This is a genomic window from Cognaticolwellia beringensis, from assembly GCF_002076895.1.
Classification (GTDB): domain Bacteria; phylum Pseudomonadota; class Gammaproteobacteria; order Enterobacterales; family Alteromonadaceae; genus Cognaticolwellia; species Cognaticolwellia beringensis.
In genome coordinates this window covers 3,183,358-3,198,694 of sequence record NZ_CP020465.1, presented here as the reverse complement: position 1 = coordinate 3,198,694, position 15,337 = coordinate 3,183,358, and the positions used below count along the sequence as shown (strand labels likewise).

11 protein-coding genes are annotated in these 15,337 nt (G+C 37.9%); 6 read left to right on the top strand and 5 right to left on the bottom strand.

Features of this window, described 5'->3' with window-relative positions; all coding sequences use genetic code 11:
- The first annotated feature begins 65 nt into the window (after positions 1-65).
- A complete protein-coding gene (locus B5D82_RS13480; RefSeq protein WP_081152228.1) occupies positions 66-734 on the top strand; it encodes a response regulator transcription factor in 669 nt (222 codons plus the stop codon).
- A 115-nt stretch (positions 735-849) separates the two neighbouring features.
- On the opposite strand, the gene B5D82_RS13475 is transcribed toward B5D82_RS13480, so the two are convergent.
- Both B5D82_RS13475 and B5D82_RS13470 read right to left on the bottom strand, forming a co-directional pair.
- The gene (locus B5D82_RS13475; protein ID WP_081152227.1) at positions 850-2,115 is read right to left on the bottom strand and encodes a GGDEF domain-containing protein; all 1,266 of its coding nucleotides are present in this window, start codon (positions 2,113-2,115) and stop codon (positions 850-852) included.
- A gap of 152 nt (positions 2,116-2,267) precedes the next feature.
- Entirely contained in the window at positions 2,268-5,762 is a 3,495-nt protein-coding gene (locus B5D82_RS13470; RefSeq protein ID WP_081152225.1) for a PAS domain-containing hybrid sensor histidine kinase/response regulator, read from the bottom strand.
- A 160-nt stretch (positions 5,763-5,922) separates the two neighbouring features.
- Between B5D82_RS13470 and B5D82_RS13465 the strand changes: the two genes are divergently transcribed.
- On the top strand, positions 5,923-7,104 hold the full coding sequence (locus B5D82_RS13465; RefSeq protein WP_081152223.1) for an MFS transporter: 1,182 nt from the start codon (positions 5,923-5,925) through the stop codon (positions 7,102-7,104).
- Position 7,105: 1 nt separating this feature from the next.
- Positions 7,106-8,071 carry an alpha/beta hydrolase gene (locus tag B5D82_RS13460; RefSeq protein WP_081152222.1) on the top strand — a complete coding sequence of 322 codons (966 nt, stop codon included), beginning with the start codon at positions 7,106-7,108 and terminating at the stop codon, positions 8,069-8,071.
- 137 nt (positions 8,072-8,208) lie between these two features.
- Here the strand turns inward: B5D82_RS13460 and B5D82_RS13455 are convergent, their stop codons facing one another.
- Positions 8,209-8,991 (bottom strand): 3-hydroxybutyrate dehydrogenase, encoded by a 783-nt coding sequence (locus B5D82_RS13455; protein ID WP_081152220.1) that lies wholly within the window; start codon positions 8,989-8,991, stop codon positions 8,209-8,211.
- 126 nt (positions 8,992-9,117) lie between these two features.
- The gene (locus B5D82_RS13450) at positions 9,118-9,834 is read right to left on the bottom strand and encodes an SIMPL domain-containing protein (protein WP_081152219.1); all 717 of its coding nucleotides are present in this window, start codon (positions 9,832-9,834) and stop codon (positions 9,118-9,120) included.
- Between the two features lie 264 nt (positions 9,835-10,098).
- Between B5D82_RS13450 and B5D82_RS13445 the strand changes: the two genes are divergently transcribed.
- The gene (locus B5D82_RS13445) at positions 10,099-10,914 is read left to right on the top strand and encodes a mechanosensitive ion channel family protein (RefSeq protein ID WP_081152217.1); all 816 of its coding nucleotides are present in this window, start codon (positions 10,099-10,101) and stop codon (positions 10,912-10,914) included.
- A 119-nt stretch (positions 10,915-11,033) separates the two neighbouring features.
- On the top strand, positions 11,034-12,221 hold the full coding sequence (locus B5D82_RS13440) for a serine hydrolase domain-containing protein (protein WP_081152216.1): 1,188 nt from the start codon (positions 11,034-11,036) through the stop codon (positions 12,219-12,221).
- A 58-nt stretch (positions 12,222-12,279) separates the two neighbouring features.
- On the opposite strand, the gene B5D82_RS13435 is transcribed toward B5D82_RS13440, so the two are convergent.
- Entirely contained in the window at positions 12,280-12,741 is a 462-nt protein-coding gene (locus tag B5D82_RS13435; protein ID WP_081152214.1) for an MFS transporter, read from the bottom strand.
- A 459-nt stretch (positions 12,742-13,200) separates the two neighbouring features.
- Here B5D82_RS13435 and B5D82_RS13430 point away from each other — a divergent pair, with 459 nt between their 5' ends.
- Positions 13,201-15,336, top strand: coding sequence for a marine proteobacterial sortase target protein (locus B5D82_RS13430; RefSeq protein ID WP_081152213.1), 2,136 nt, complete (start codon positions 13,201-13,203; stop codon positions 15,334-15,336).
- The last annotated feature ends 1 nt before the right edge of the window (position 15,337 follow it).

The window sequence follows — 15,337 nt, the reverse complement described above, 5'->3', positions numbered from 1 at the left end:
ATTATTATCATTCTCGCTTTGTAGTTTGAGAGTTTTTAGTTTTAATCGTATAAAAGGCTGTTGTAATGAACCAAGCAAAAGTAATCATCGCCGACGATCATCCGCTATTTCGCACTGCGTTAAAGCAGGCAATTGTAGAATGTATTGAAGATGATGAAACCCTAGAAGTGGATAACTTTCACGACTTACTTAAAGCTGTTAATGAACACGATAGCTTAGAAATAGTTTTCCTTGATTTGCATATGCCAGGTAACGACGGTTTTACCGGTTTAACGCAACTGCAAAACCATTTTCCTGACATTGTCGTGATCATGGTATCGTCCGACGACAACTCTGAAACCATGCAAAAAGCGATTAACTTTGGGGCAGCAGCATTTATACCTAAATCTGCTGATTTAGCCACAATAGCAAAAGCCATTGCTACGGTTTTAGAGGGAGATATTTGGTTACCAGAACATATTGAGTTTAATGCTGACCAACAAATTGATGTAGCTCATCAAAAACTCGCTAAACAATTAAGCCAACTGACCCCGCAACAATACATAGTATTAACGCAAATTGCCGATGGCCAATTAAATAAGCAAATTGCTTATGATCTCGATATCAAAGAAACCACAGTTAAAAAGCATGTTTCCGCTATATTGTTAAAACTAGAAGTGAATAACCGTACATTAGCGGGTCTTGCTTATCAGCAGTTAATGCTTAGCCCTTCACAACACTTAAATGTCTCTTGATCAAAAGTAAAAGTAATTGAATAAGGACGTAACCCGCTAAGTTTAAACGGGTTACGCTTTATCCGTTTAATATCACTCAACCTGTGATTAAATTAACGACATCTTCGCTGCCATCTTAGCCATTCGATATAATACAGTTTCTGCCACTTTTTTTACCTAAGTAAAGTCTTTTATCTGCAATAGACACAAGTTCATCGGGTGTAATCGCTTCTTTTGGCGCCATTGCAATACCGATAGTTAACGTTATTTCACGGGCTATGGCAGGCTTATGTGAGGCAGATAAAATAGTTAAATTATCTCTTAATCTTTCAGCGAGTTGTATGGCCGAAATCTTATCGGTTTTAGGTAATATTAACGAGAACTCTTCACCGCCATATCGACACGCTAAATCCATTTTTCGAATTGACTTATGAATAACCATAGCCAAAAAAGCAAGTATCCTGTCACCTTCTTGATGCCCGAAAGTATCATTAATGTGCTTGAAATTATCAATATCTATCATTAGAAAAGCAATAGAGTCATCGTTACGTACCGCTCTATCAAGCTCTCTAGGTAGGTTTTCATTTAGAAAACCACGGTTATATAGTCCTGTAAGTGAATCTCGATAGATTTCTTTTCGTAGTTTTTCGTATTTTTGTCGGTAAGTAAGAAATGTGAAAATATCTTTTATATCAGTACTTTCATTTGTACTGATCAATTCTTTATCTTGATGAAACTTAATATAAAGTGCCAATATCGAAGAATAAACTACGGCTAAAAGCAACTTACCGACCACTGATGATACCAGTAACCCGATATAATCTGATTGTGCTGAAATGATACCTGAGCCAACAGTAAAAATTAAAGTATCAATAATTAATACCACCGCCATTGCACTGTAAATTTTTAAAAAAACTTTATTAAGATATTTTGAAAAGAACTCATAAAGGATAATTATTAACAAAATATCGATAGCTAATGTAAGTGTGCCGACAATTAACACCCTAGGCGTAAAGCTCAACACTTGCTCTGGCACAAATGATAATTGCTCAGCAGGTATACCCTCTAAATGAAGTCCAACCATTAAGAGAAATATCGTTAAGGTTAAATTGGCAAAAACCAGTCCATAAATAAGTTTCCGCGCTTCTGCTGCATCCTCTTTTATATAGATAAGTAGCACGGCAAATAAGCTAGCATTAAATAGCACCGCAGACCCTGGGCTCACGAAAACACCAGGGAAAATTTCAAAATATAAAAAAGTGGCTAATACGGTTTGTAAATATTGGAATGTACCTAAAGTAATATAAAGTAGTGCAATACCAAATTTCTGTCGCATACTAAAAAGGAAAACAATCACCATACCAACGAATAATGCCTCCGTTAACATGTAAGTAAGTTGCACGATATGGGAGATACCGATAATATTTTCCTTTATTTGGAGCTAATGCATCATAAGTAGTTTAAGCACTAGTTATAATTACTCAAAAGTATTATTTAGCAATAATACGCTAATAGTACTTACGAATACTAACAGTAAAACGATCAGTAAAGTTTTTAATTAATTACTAGCAGTTGACGCATCATGCGCTTCAGCGCTAATGACTTAACCGGCTTACGTAAAAAAAGAAATTCAGCATCACTAGTATGCTGTCTAACATTTTCTGAAGGGTCAGCAGAACAAATGATTGTAGGTAATTTCCATTGCTGTGTTTCCAACAATGTTCGCACTAATTCAACGCCATTATTACCGTAATCAAGATGATAATCAGCAATGACAATATGAGGTTTAATTTCGCCATTAGCAAGCGTCTGCTGACATGATGCTTGATCATGTGCGGTCAACACCTTACAACCCCAATCGATAAGTTGTGAGGTCAAGGCCGTTAACATTAATTCATCATTATCAATTAATAGCACGACGATGTTACTAAAGGGTTTTTCTGGCGATGCTTGTGTTTTAGCCTCTAAGGTTTTATTAAACTTTTTGCTTGTATTCGCATTTACAGTTGCGGCTTCACTCTCTCTGACACGCGGTATTTCGATGCTAAAGCAAGTACCTTTGCCGAGTTGAGATTTCACCGAAATTTTTAAGCCCAGTAAATTCGCAATACGCTCTGAAATAGCCAAACCTAGACCAAGCCCAGGTATTTCTCGATTCTGTTCTAAACGTTCAAATTCACGGAAAATTGCTTTTTGTTGTGCTAAAGCAATACCTGGACCGTTATCCCAAACTTCAACGCGAATCATCGCTTGGGTTCTTCTTATACCTAACACAATACGATTGGCAATCGTCGATTTTTCACCTTGTTTATCGTTACAATAATGTACCGCATTCGACAAAAAGTTTTGTATTACTCGTCTTAACATGCGTTTATCAGAATGCACTACACACTGACTGAGTTGATAAGAAAAGTGTATGCCTGCTTGCGTGGCTAATGCCGTAAATTCATTGTTTAATGGGCTGAGTAAATCATCGAGGGCAAAGTGGCTTTTATCAATTTTCTCAGAACTACTATCTAGGCGAGAAATTTCGACTAAATCAGACAATAAGGCTTCTACTACATTTAATGAATCGTCAATGTGTTCGGCAAGTGCCGTTAGCTCTTCACCTTGTACTTTATTTTTTAACATAGAAGTAAATAAAGATAAGGCATTAAATGGCTGCATCAAATCGTGACTTGCTGCTGCTAAAAATCTGCTTTTACTGCTATAGGCGGCTTCGGCTTCGGCTTTAGCTTTTTGTAATTCTTGGGTACGACTTTCAACACGTTTTTCAAGGTTTTCGTTGGCTTTTTGTAAAGCCTTTTCGGCTTCAATGTGAGCCGTTATATCTGAAAAAGTACTAACAAATCCGCCTGCTGGCATCGACTGACCACGAATTTCGAGTACCATGCCATTAGGCATTTTTCGTTCAAAGTGATGGCTGTCACCATTTTTCATATGAGCGATACGTTTAGCGATCATCTGATCATTATTGGCGCCACCGGCAATAATACCTCTTGAGATATTAAAATTTAATAAGGTTTCAATGGGCAAACCGGCTTGCACAAAACCTTCAGGGTAATCCAATAATTGAATATAACGCTGATTCCATGCCACTAATCTCATGTCGGCATCAACAACACTAATACCTTGCTCTATATTTTCAACGCCTGATTGTAATAACTCTCGGTTAAAGCGAAACATTTCATTCGCTTCATCCACAATACTGACAACATCTTCAAGTGGCATTCTTTCAGAGGTTGAAGCCGCTTTCATTACCATACGCGTTGAAGCCGAACCTAAAACGCCAGAAAGTTGTAAACGGGTATATTCAATCAGATTTACTGGCTCAACATTTAAGTTGTTTTGATTCGCTTGATTCGACTTTGCAATTTGCAAAAAAGCATCTGCAGAGCTTTTATCGATAAAGCGCATTAATAAGCTGTAAAGATCCTCAGTGCTTAAATTACGTTCGAATTTTCGCTGACTTTTAGAGATAAAAATATCGGCTTGGAGTTTTTCACCCACACTGCGATGGGTCAGTAATGAAACAACGACAAAACAAATGATATTACTCATTAAGCTATAGAATACGCCATGGCTGGTTAAATCTAAAAAGTCTAGACCAAATAAAGCGGTAGGCTTTAGCCAAGCAAGTCCAAAAACGCCATTTTCTACCCAAGCTAAATTAGGCGTAATAATCGGTAACAGTAAGGTAAAGAACCACATAACGCTACCGATAATCAATCCAGTTAAAGCGCCTTTTCCATTGGCTTTTCGCCAATATAATGCGCCGATAATTGCCGGTGCAAATTGCGATAATAAAACGAATGAGAGCAAGCCAATACTGGCTAAATGGCTTTGCTGATTTATGCTGCGTTCAAAAGCAAAAGCGAATAACAATATTGCGATAATGGTAAGGCGGCGTTGTTTTAATAGTAAGCCTGAAAATTGCGGTGCGCCTTCCTTGCTAAAATATTTAAATTTCAACGTTAAGGGCGTTATCACTTCGGTTGAAATCATTGTACTCAAGACAATAGCAGATACAATAACCATACTCGTTGCTGCCGCTAAGCCGCCAATATATACCACTACACCTAACCAAGCTTGTTGAAAGAACAATGGCAGCGTTAATACATAGGTGTCTGCGTCTACACTGCCGCCAGGAAAAGTGATCAAGCCTGCAATGGCAATGGGTAAAACAAAAATATTAATTAAAATGAAATACAATGGAAATAGCCAGCGAGCAGTTTTTAACTCTTGTGGGTGATGGTTTTCAATCATCATCATATGAAATTGCTGCGGCAAAACGAAAATAGTAATGGCGCCCAAAAGTGCATGGGCAACACTTAAATAAACAGAGTTTGTCTCAGTAAATAATTGTTTACTTTGTTGCTGGGCAGCGAGATCGGCAAAACCATCAAAAACAAAAAACGTTGCAAAAATTCCCACGGCCGTTAGCGCCAACAATTTAACCACAGAACTAAAAGCAATCGCTAATACTAAGCCTTGGTTCTGCTTACTGGCAGCAATTTGTCGAGTACCAAAAAAAATACTAAAGACAATTAAGACAATGGTCACCACAAATGCCGTACTAATGCCTGATTGAAAAGTGCCTGTGAGTAAATCAAAACTGGTACTAATAGCGCGTAATTGCAAGGCAATATAGGGCACAGTACCCACCAAGGCGATCAGCGCAACGGTTATCGCAATTTTAGGCGAGCGGTCATAACGAAAAGCAATAAAATCAGCAATTGAAGTAAGGTTTTGGCGCTTGATAATATTTAGCATTTTCATCAACATCGGCCAAGCAAATACCAAACACATGATGGTACCGATATAAAGGGGCGCTAGCCAAGCACCTGTTGTAGCCGCTTGACCAACCGTGCCATAAAAAGCCCATGAAGTGCAGCTAACGGCTAAAGATAAACTATAAACCCATGGCTTACAGCGCCATTGCTCAGACGACTGGTTTTGCCCTTTGTAAGCAACTAAAAACAGTAGGCAAAGATAGCCAATAGAGAGAACCGTGATCAACCAAGTATCAATAGATAGCCAAGCTAACAAATTTATTCCTTTGTTTTAAAGATGCTATGCACAGCATATAGAGGGATTTCAAATAGCATATCATGCAGGCCAGTCGATTATAGTGCACTAAGGTAGTACTTATTTCCCTAACTTCCTAGGGTAATCTAACCATTCATTATCAGTTTGAAAGTTATCATAGATGAAAATCACTAACAAATATTTAGTCGAAACTATTGTTTTCTTTAGTTATGTATTATTCGCCATGGCTTGGGTCGGTGGCACAGCTAGCATGCAAAGCATTATGCTTTCTCTTGACGTGCATAGCTTAGCCTCAGCTAGCTTTATTAGTGGTGCGGTTACCTTAGCTAAAATTGTTGGCACTTTCATTGCTGCATGGATAGCAATAAAACTCGGTATTAAATATGCATTTTTTGTTTCCAGTTTGCTCATCACTATAGGCCTACTCACACCCTATGCACCAAATTATGAATTATTGCTACTAAGCCGATTTTTGATGGGCCTTGGTGGCGCTTTTATGGTGGTATATTTTAATCCCATCGTTTTACAATTTTTTAAAGCCGAAGAGCGTTCTACTATTAATGGTATTAACGCAGTAGCCTTTAATATTGGTACCGCGGTTATATTATGGCAAATGGGCAGTATTAATGATCTAACGGGAGGATGGCAAAACAGCTTAACACTTTTCTCTGTTATCAGCTTAATTGTTGCCCTGCTTTGGCTTTTAGTTAAATTTGAAGAGCCTGATACATCAACACAAGACATCAATGACTTACCGGAAATTTATAGTTACCGAGAGGGCTTAAAAGACCGTTTTAACTGGATTTACGGTTTAGCCTATTCCGGCATTTTAGCGTTTTACATATGTTTGTTCACCTTTTACCCCAAAGCGGGCATTGTGCAAAGCAAATGGGTAATAGGCTTCGGTATTATCGGCACTATATTCGGTATCATTTATGCTAAGAAAATACCGTTACGTTTACCCGTTATTCGTTGGTCTGGCTTTGTGGTTATTATCAGTACGGCTGTATTTTCGTTTAGCGATCTGTATTGGTTACAAACGTTTGCGGCTATGGTGTTAGGTTTTTTTATTTTCTTGCCAGTAACCGCGCTTGTTTCTATTCCACACGAATTACCAAAAATGACGTCCGCACGAATCACCATAGTATTTAGTATGTTTTACTCAATCAGCTACATAATATCGACACTGATTTTATGGCTATTCGGCAGTTTGGTTGATATGAACCAGGGTGATTACACCATGTCGTTTATTCTGATCACGGCACTGAGTTCAACCTTATTTATCGGTAGTTATTTTTTACCGGAATCCGGTCTACAAAATAAAGAAAAAGAAGGGAGTTAGTATGCGAGGAAACGTCTCAGATGATTTAATTCCCTTACTCAAGCAAGTTAATGCTGGCCTTGAGCAAGCTAAATTGAGTGGTGCAGCTTTTGACCCAAACGTTATTCGGCAGAACCTAGAGAATTTATCTGCTTATATGATACCAGGACCTGAGGTGGCGCAGATAAAAGACACCTTCATCACGGTTTCAGAACATAAAATTGCGACGCGTATTTATCATCCAAATCCAGAAAAATCTTTACCGGTTTTGCTGCATTTTCATGGTGGTGGTCACATGTGTGGTAGCGTTAATTTATATGATCCCATTAGCCGAGAACTGGCAATAGCCACCAACGCGATTGTTATTTGCATTGATTACCGATTAGCACCAGAACACCCCTATCCTGCGGGGTTAGACGACTGCCAATATTTATTAGAAAATTATCAAGATTTACTCAAAGGTTACCGCTTTAGCGAGCAACTTTATATCGCCGGCGATAGTGCTGGTGGCGCAATTTGTACCAGTTTAGTGATTAACAACATCGATAACGCTGCTATCAAAATTGATAAACAAATATTGATATATCCGAGTGTCGATTACACCATGAGTTGCCCGTCAATTGTCGACAATGGCCAAGGTTTCTTGCTAGAAGCAGATAAAATACGTTGGTACTTCCAACAGTATTTCAATCTCGAAAATATAGAGCTAAACACAAGCAAAGCAACATCGGCATTAATAACAGCAGCGTCACCTTTATTAGGTGAGTTTGATAGCAGAATGCCTAAAACCTTAGTGATAACGGCGGGTTGTGATCCTTTGCGAGATGAAGGCGCTTTATACGCCCAAAAAGCGAAGCAAGCGGGAGTAAGTGTTGAACATTATCAATTTGATGAACTGATACACGCCTATATGTTGCTGTCAAAATTAGTACCTGAGCAATACCATCAAACTTATTTACACATTCAAAAATTTATTAACGCCGAATAGAGTATATATATCTACTCGACCAGTTATCGCTGCTAGCAGTGCTCAGTAATTATTTCTTAGCTTCCTATAGGGCTCCTCAGTAAATCGAGGTAGCCCTTTTTTTTAGAACAAGAAAATGTCTGATGCTTGAAGAATTGTTACTGAGCCGTCCAAGCCCCGTCCATAGGTAAAGCAGAGCCAGTGATACTTCTGGCACTGTCACTACAAAGAAACAAAATAAACTCACCAATTTGCTCTGGTGCCATCATTTCAGGCAAAGGTTGTTTAGCGGTAACCAATTGGTATTTTGCCGCTTCAAAGGTAATGTCTTGTTTTTTTGCAATAGCAGAAATTTGATCATTAATCAGTGGTGTATCAACCCAGCCAGGGCAAATAGCATTTACTGTAATGCCCTGCTCAGCACATTCCAACGCTAACACTTTGGTTAACCCAACCAAACCGTGTTTCGCGGCACAATACGCTGACTTGTTAACTGAACCAACAAGCCCATGTACTGAAGCTACATTAATAATTCGGCCCCAACCGTTACTTTTCATGTTGGGCAAAGCGTATTGAACAGCATGAAACGCTGCCGACAAGTTAATAGCAATAATCGCATTCCATTTTTCAAGTGGAAAATTTTCTGCCGACTCGGTATGTTGTATGCCAGCATTATTAATTAAAATATCAACACTGCCCATTTGCTTAATTGCATGACGTATTAAACACTCGATACTTTCAACATTCATTAAATCTGCATTATCAAACATAGCGTTAATGCCGTATTGAGCGGAAAATTCATTCGCTAATTTTTTGCCTTCATGGGTAGGCAGTAAGCCATGTAAAACAAGGCTTATTCCCTGCGCGGCAAGTACATGGGCCGTTGCTAGGCCAATACCGCTTGTTGAGCCCGTAATTAAGGCTACTTTTTGGTTAAGCATAAGAATTCCTTATTATATATCCGTAATATAAATTTATGCTCAAGGTTACCGTATTTAATCGCGTTAATATTTGGTCCCTTAGTACCATGCCTAGTGGGAAAATATTAACGCTGGCGAGTTATTAACTTATAACTCGAGATCAAACACCACACTAACCGACGCCGAATAAACAATATTTTCTTGTAAATACCGGCCTGGTTTCGCCGAGCTATCAGCCATACTCGATCTCATTTTATAACCTTCATTATTAGCACCGTACCTATGGTGACTTTGATTTGAGTTAGCATTAATACTATAGATCGCCCCTAACTCAGCATCAAAAGCATTTGCTAATGACTTACCTTTGCTTTTAGCATTATTAATCGCCAGTGCATTTACTTCTTGCTGTAATTGCTTTTCGTTCGAGGACTTTAATTCGATATTACGAATAGCATTAATTTTTACCTTTAGGGCAAAGTCCATAAAGGCATTGAGTTTTTCGATATCTTTTAACGTTACCTTTAAGGTTCTGCGTGCAATATAACCTTCAATTGTATCTTGCTCTCCGCGGTTATAAGTTCTGCGGACTTCCGTTGAAATATTCGACGCCGAGACGTTGTCTTCATCAACGCCAAAATCAGCCAAACCGTCAAGCAAGTTATTAACCCGTTCATCAACATCTTTTTTTGCATCTAAACTGGTTTTTTGTTCACTTTCAACATTTAAATGTATAACCGCAATATCAGGCACCGCAAGCATTTGTGCTTCGCCGGTCACCGAAATATGACGGTTATTTGGCAAGCTGCTATTGGCAACAGAGAAGGTAGAAAACGTAAGCAGCACAACATAAGTAAATAATTTCATAAAATATCCTATTGAAAGTCCTTTGGTATAACAAAAGTTTAACGAATAAGCGTCTACATTATTAGTCATCAATTGTAACGATACGCTACTTTAATACAGGCTAGCTGAATCATAGCTGAACGAGTGGAATGTTAATTTTATGATGCTAATTCAATTATTAGAAATTAAAGTAATATTTCCCTCGATTTGTATCGTGAAATCAATTACCGTGCACATTTTTAGCGCCAATATACGTCGTTATTGTAGTAACTTATCGGGCACAACATGATCCAGTCTCTTTTAGAAAATAAATCCCTAGTTACAGTAGTATTAGCTGTCGTTATTATTACCGTCAAATTAGTTGTTACCCGTTTTATTAAACGCCGTGCGAAAAAGAAAAAAATCGACAAACGTTTTACTGTTAACTTACTGAATAACATATTTAATTTTTCACTTATACTGATCATGTTTAATATTTGGTCGGTCGAAATCCAAAAGTTTGCTTTTTCAATTGCTGCATTTGTTGTCGCTATCGTGTTAGTCACACGGGAGTTTATTCAGTGTTTTATCGGTTTTATTTATGTCGTTTCCAATCGGCCATTTCGTATTGGCGATTGGATACAAGTAGGCAATTACTGTGGTGAAGTGAACTCTATTGACTGGATAAATTTAACTATTTTAGAAGTTAATATCAGCAATTATCAGTTTACGGGTAAGACACTTTACATGCCTAATAATCAATTAGTGACAACGGCAATTAAGAACTTAAACTTCCTAAAACGTTATGCTGTGCATCATTTTACTATTACACGAGATGGCAGCGTTAATCCGTTCGAATTTATTGATGCACTAAAAGTAAAAGCCAACAGCTATTGTGCTGATTTTAATGATGTTGCTGTTAGATATAACCAAGTTATTGAAAATCGATTAGATATAAATATTGCAGGACCTGAGCCACATATTGAAGTTGCAACGTCAGATATTGGTGATACACAAATTATCTTTACGATTTTTTGTCCGACAGAACGCGCAATGGAAATTGAAAACAAACTCACCGCTGATTTAATGAATTTTTGGTTCAGTGCTAAAAGTTATAAGTAATCATAGATACCTTTAATATTATAAATCTTGGCCCGTTAGAATCGACCACGAGTTAATTTTACTTTTTATTTACAAATTAACTCGTTAGAATTAAGCGTTTTTTCAAATTGGTTATCTACATGCTTTTTCGTTTTGTCTTACTTTTCTTTACCTTATATTTAACACTAATGGCTAATGCCACTGATTTAGCTAACCTCAATAAAAAATTATCGGCGAATGTTGCCAGTGAAATAAAAAAATACAGTATTCCTGGTGCGGCTTACGCCATTGTTAAAAACAATCAAGTTATTGCCATGGAAAGTTTTGGCTATATCGATAAGGCTAAAAGCCAAAAAGTCGATAATAACACGGTGTTCCGACTAGCTTCGGTCTCTAAACCCTTTGCTTCAACAATTACGACTATGTTGGCGCAAGAGCAACAACTTAAATTATCAGATCCAATTACTAAATATGTACCTCACTTTGCTTTGGCAACAAAAGGCGCTGCAGAAAAAATAAAAATAAAGCATCTACTCAGCCATTCAAGTGGTTTAATGCCTAATGCCTACGACAATTTACTGCATGAAAATTGGAGTATGGAGAAAATAATTGGCCGCTTTGATCGCGTAACACCCATTTGCCAGCCGGCGAAATGTTACGGTTATCAAAATATTGCCTACGGTTTTTTACAACCGGCTATCGAAGCTGTTACGGCTAAAAGCTACGCTAGCTTGTTACAAGAGCGAATTTTCTCTCCATTGAAAATGAACAATGCTTCTGTAGGGATTGATGTGTTTTTGGAACAAAAAAATACTGCAAAGCCTCATATTTTAAGAAATAGAATAAAAACCGGCAGGAAGAATAGCGCAGGAGTAGACATTAGGCGCTATATTTGGCGTACAGTAAAAGTAGAGCCTGACTATTATAAGGTTGCGCCAGCAGCAGGCGTAAACGCTAGCATCGATGACTTATCAAAATGGTTAATTGCTAATTTAGGTCATAACCCTGAGATACTTTCTCCTGCATTGCTAACCGAACTAACCATACCACGTATTAAAACCAAAAAAGATTTACGCCGCCGTTATTGGCGAGAACACTTAACCGATGCACATTACGGCTATGGCTGGCGCATTTATCAATTCGATGGACATCCTATTATTTACCATTCTGGTTGGGTTGCAGGCTATCGTGCTGACATAGGTTATTCGCCCACACTCGATTTGGGTTTTGCCGTTTTGATTAACGCAGAGTCGAACGTTATCAATAAAATATCAAGCCAGTTTTGGGCACAAGCTCATGAGCTATTTCTCGCCAAAAATAAACGCTAACTGTATTTTTGGCTGAGCGTAATCAACTATATGGTCTAAAATAAATAGTCTAGCGATGCTACTTTAAGGTAATTATATTTTCAGTAACATGAGGCTTATTTTTCACTAATAACCACAATAAGCATCCAATGGTGCCAATGCTAAATTGAATTATAGCTACGTTTTCGATCAATGCCTCAGGCCTTAACGTAACTAAGGTCATACCTAGTGCTCCCGCCATCATAGAAAAAAACTGAATAATAGCCACTAACGATCCCGTGTCGCTCTTTTGCTGATTTAGCATCAAATTTACCCCCGGCACTCGGGTAATTATCACCATAATTGTGGCTGGCGCCGCAATAAAGGCAAAAATAAATGGCGATAAATGCGCTATGTTGTAAGTTAATACACCACATAGCATTAATATTAAAAAGCATGTGGTTATTATTTTCTCTACCGCTATTTTTTGAGAAAGTTTAATATAAATACTCGGACCAAAAGATGCAAATAGGGCATTAAAAGCAAAAGCATAACCAAACATTTGCTCTGATAAACCGAAAAAATCGATATAAATATAGGAGCCTGCGGCTTATTTTATGGTTTCATTTGCGTATCACAGCCAAGTAATACTATGGGTAAGTAATAAAGAAATAACCTTTTGTGGCGTGTTAAATAACAACATAAATAAACCGTAATAAAAATAATCAATCTTAATATATCAAGCATGATATCACCGCAGTGGTTAAGAGCAGGTTAAGGTTTTATTCAAAATAATATGCTTCTTAAATCACCTTCAGTTTCCTATGAGCTAACCGACTATATGTCTGACAGCTCGTTAGTTTTTTTGGTTATTTTAATTAACGTCATAGCTTTCCATAACTTTCCATAACAATTGCCATAATTTTGCCACAATTGCACACAACATTGCCTTATTGTTAACGCCCTATGCACCTTTTGTTTTGTTGAAATATCCCATATCAACGGCATATTGGAGCAACGCATGTTCAACTCAAATAAAAAATTAATCTTTGTAGACTACCAAGACTCTTACTTTTATCAGCAAAAACGTAAAAAACAACGCCGAAAATGGTTTAAGTTCATATTACTATTAGTGCTTGTTACAGCACTGACTGCAGTTATTGTTCCTTTGGCACGAGCGAATAACTTAGATAATGAATTGGGGAAACAAGCTGCTTTTTCAGCAAAAAATGGTCTTATTCATGGGCCACAATTAATTTTCCTGCATCCAGAGAACACTAAAAAAGTCGCTTTACCGATTGATATAACAGCTAATATTGAAATAAACGGCCTGGTTGCTTACACACAAATAAAGCAGGTATTTATAAACCCTTACGACATTGAACTCGAAGGTAAATATCAGTTTCCGTTACCTGAAAAATCAGCCATTAAACACTTAACAGTCAAAGTAGCTGACAAAGAAATCATTGGTCAAATAATGGAGAAAGAAACAGCCAAGAAAGTTTTTAAACGGGCGAAAAAACAGGGTAAAAAAGCAAGTTTAGTACAGCAACAACGGCCTAACTTATTCACCAACAACATAGCGAACATTCCTCCGAAATCAACGGTAGTGGTAACATTAGAATTTATCATGCCGGTTACATTTAGCCAAAACAGCTTTAACTTGAAGTTACCTTTAGCGATTACAGCTCGCTATCAAAGTGATAATGACCAAAAGTCACCTGCAGAGAAAAATTCAGAATTTATGCCACCAATGGCGAAAATGCTGGCAAATAGTGAAGCCTCAATCAATATTGCACTTAATGCCGGAGCTAGCATTGCTAGCATTAAAAGTCATAGCCATAAAATCAAAACTAAAACATTAACTAACGAACAATCTAGCTATTTAATCACACTTTCACACGATCAAATGCAAGCCAATCGAGATTTTGACCTGAACTGGCAACTGCAAGCAAGCGAAAAACCGCAAGTCAGTAGCTTCAGCGAACAGGTGGGCAGTGAATACTTTACCCTGTTAACGTTTTTTCCACCGTCAGTTGAGCAAACAACAACCTTAGCGCGTGACATTATTTTCATCATTGATACCTCTGGCTCTATGCAAGGAAACTCGATGATTCAAGCTAAAGCTAGTTTGCAAGAAGCGATTTTAAAATTAAGTACTAAAGACAGCTTCAACATCATCGCATTCGACGATAGCGTAGCGTTATTGTTTCCCGAAACAAACATGGCTTCAGAACGTAACATTAGCCAAGCACAGCAATTTATCAAAAGTCTGCAAGCCGATGGTGGCACTGAAATGTATCGCCCCTTAAGCCAAGCATTAGTTATGGCAAAAGATCACCAGCAAACAGCAAAGGCCATTCGCCAAGTTGTTTTTATTACTGATGGCGCCGTTGCCAATGAATTTGAATTGATGCAGCTACTCGATGGTGCTCAGCGTAACTTCCGCTTATTTACCGTTGGTATTGGCGCAGCGCCTAATGGTTATTTTATGAAAAAGGCCGCGCAGTTTGGGCGAGGTAGTTATGTATTTATTCAAAACAATGCTGACGTACAAAGTCAAATGTCAGCATTAATGACAAAAATCAATCATCCGGCAATAACCAATATTGAGTTGATGTTCGATAATCAAGTTCACCAAGAAGTCGATGTTTACCCGAAAAAAATTGCTGATTTATATTTCGGTGAGCCAATGCAAGTTACCGTAAAATCAAAGCTTCCTATTACCAGTGTGCAAGTCATGGGCGATACGGCTGAAAGTCCTTGGTATCAGCAACTCATTATTGATGACAGTCAATCATCACGGGGGATTTCAACACTCTGGGCACGGCGAAAAATTGAAGATTTGTTAGACAGTTTAGTTACGGGTGCTAATAAGGAACAAGTGAAAGCACAGGTGATTTCAACTTCTATTACACATCAAACCCTTTCGCCATATACCAGTTTTATTGCCGTAGAAAAGCGTCCTGAATTGATACCATTAACAGCACAAAATAGTACATCAGGTGCTAAGCGCAAAATAAGCACCTTGGCAAAAGCTCATGAGAACTTAATGGTGGCTATGCCTAAAACCGCACTTGGCTGGCATCAACAGTTGCTTATCGGCTTGTTTTTAATGCTGTTAGCCCCCTTATTATTGCGAATTTGGTCTAAATAGC

Coding starts and splice junctions, on each gene's coding strand:
- B5D82_RS13430 (WP_081152213.1), top strand. CDS start 13,201: ATGTTCAACTCAAATAAAAAATTAATCTTTGTAGACTACCAAGACTCT.
- B5D82_RS13435 (WP_081152214.1), bottom strand. CDS start 12,741: ATGTTTGGTTATGCTTTTGCTTTTAATGCCCTATTTGCATCTTTTGGT.
- B5D82_RS13465 (WP_081152223.1), top strand. CDS start 5,923: ATGAAAATCACTAACAAATATTTAGTCGAAACTATTGTTTTCTTTAGT.
- B5D82_RS13460 (WP_081152222.1), top strand. CDS start 7,106: ATGCGAGGAAACGTCTCAGATGATTTAATTCCCTTACTCAAGCAAGTT.
- B5D82_RS13480 (WP_081152228.1), top strand. CDS start 66: ATGAACCAAGCAAAAGTAATCATCGCCGACGATCATCCGCTATTTCGC.
- B5D82_RS13455 (WP_081152220.1), bottom strand. CDS start 8,991: ATGCTTAACCAAAAAGTAGCCTTAATTACGGGCTCAACAAGCGGTATT.
- B5D82_RS13445 (WP_081152217.1), top strand. CDS start 10,099: ATGATCCAGTCTCTTTTAGAAAATAAATCCCTAGTTACAGTAGTATTA.
- B5D82_RS13450 (WP_081152219.1), bottom strand. CDS start 9,834: ATGAAATTATTTACTTATGTTGTGCTGCTTACGTTTTCTACCTTCTCT.
- B5D82_RS13440 (WP_081152216.1), top strand. CDS start 11,034: ATGCTTTTTCGTTTTGTCTTACTTTTCTTTACCTTATATTTAACACTA.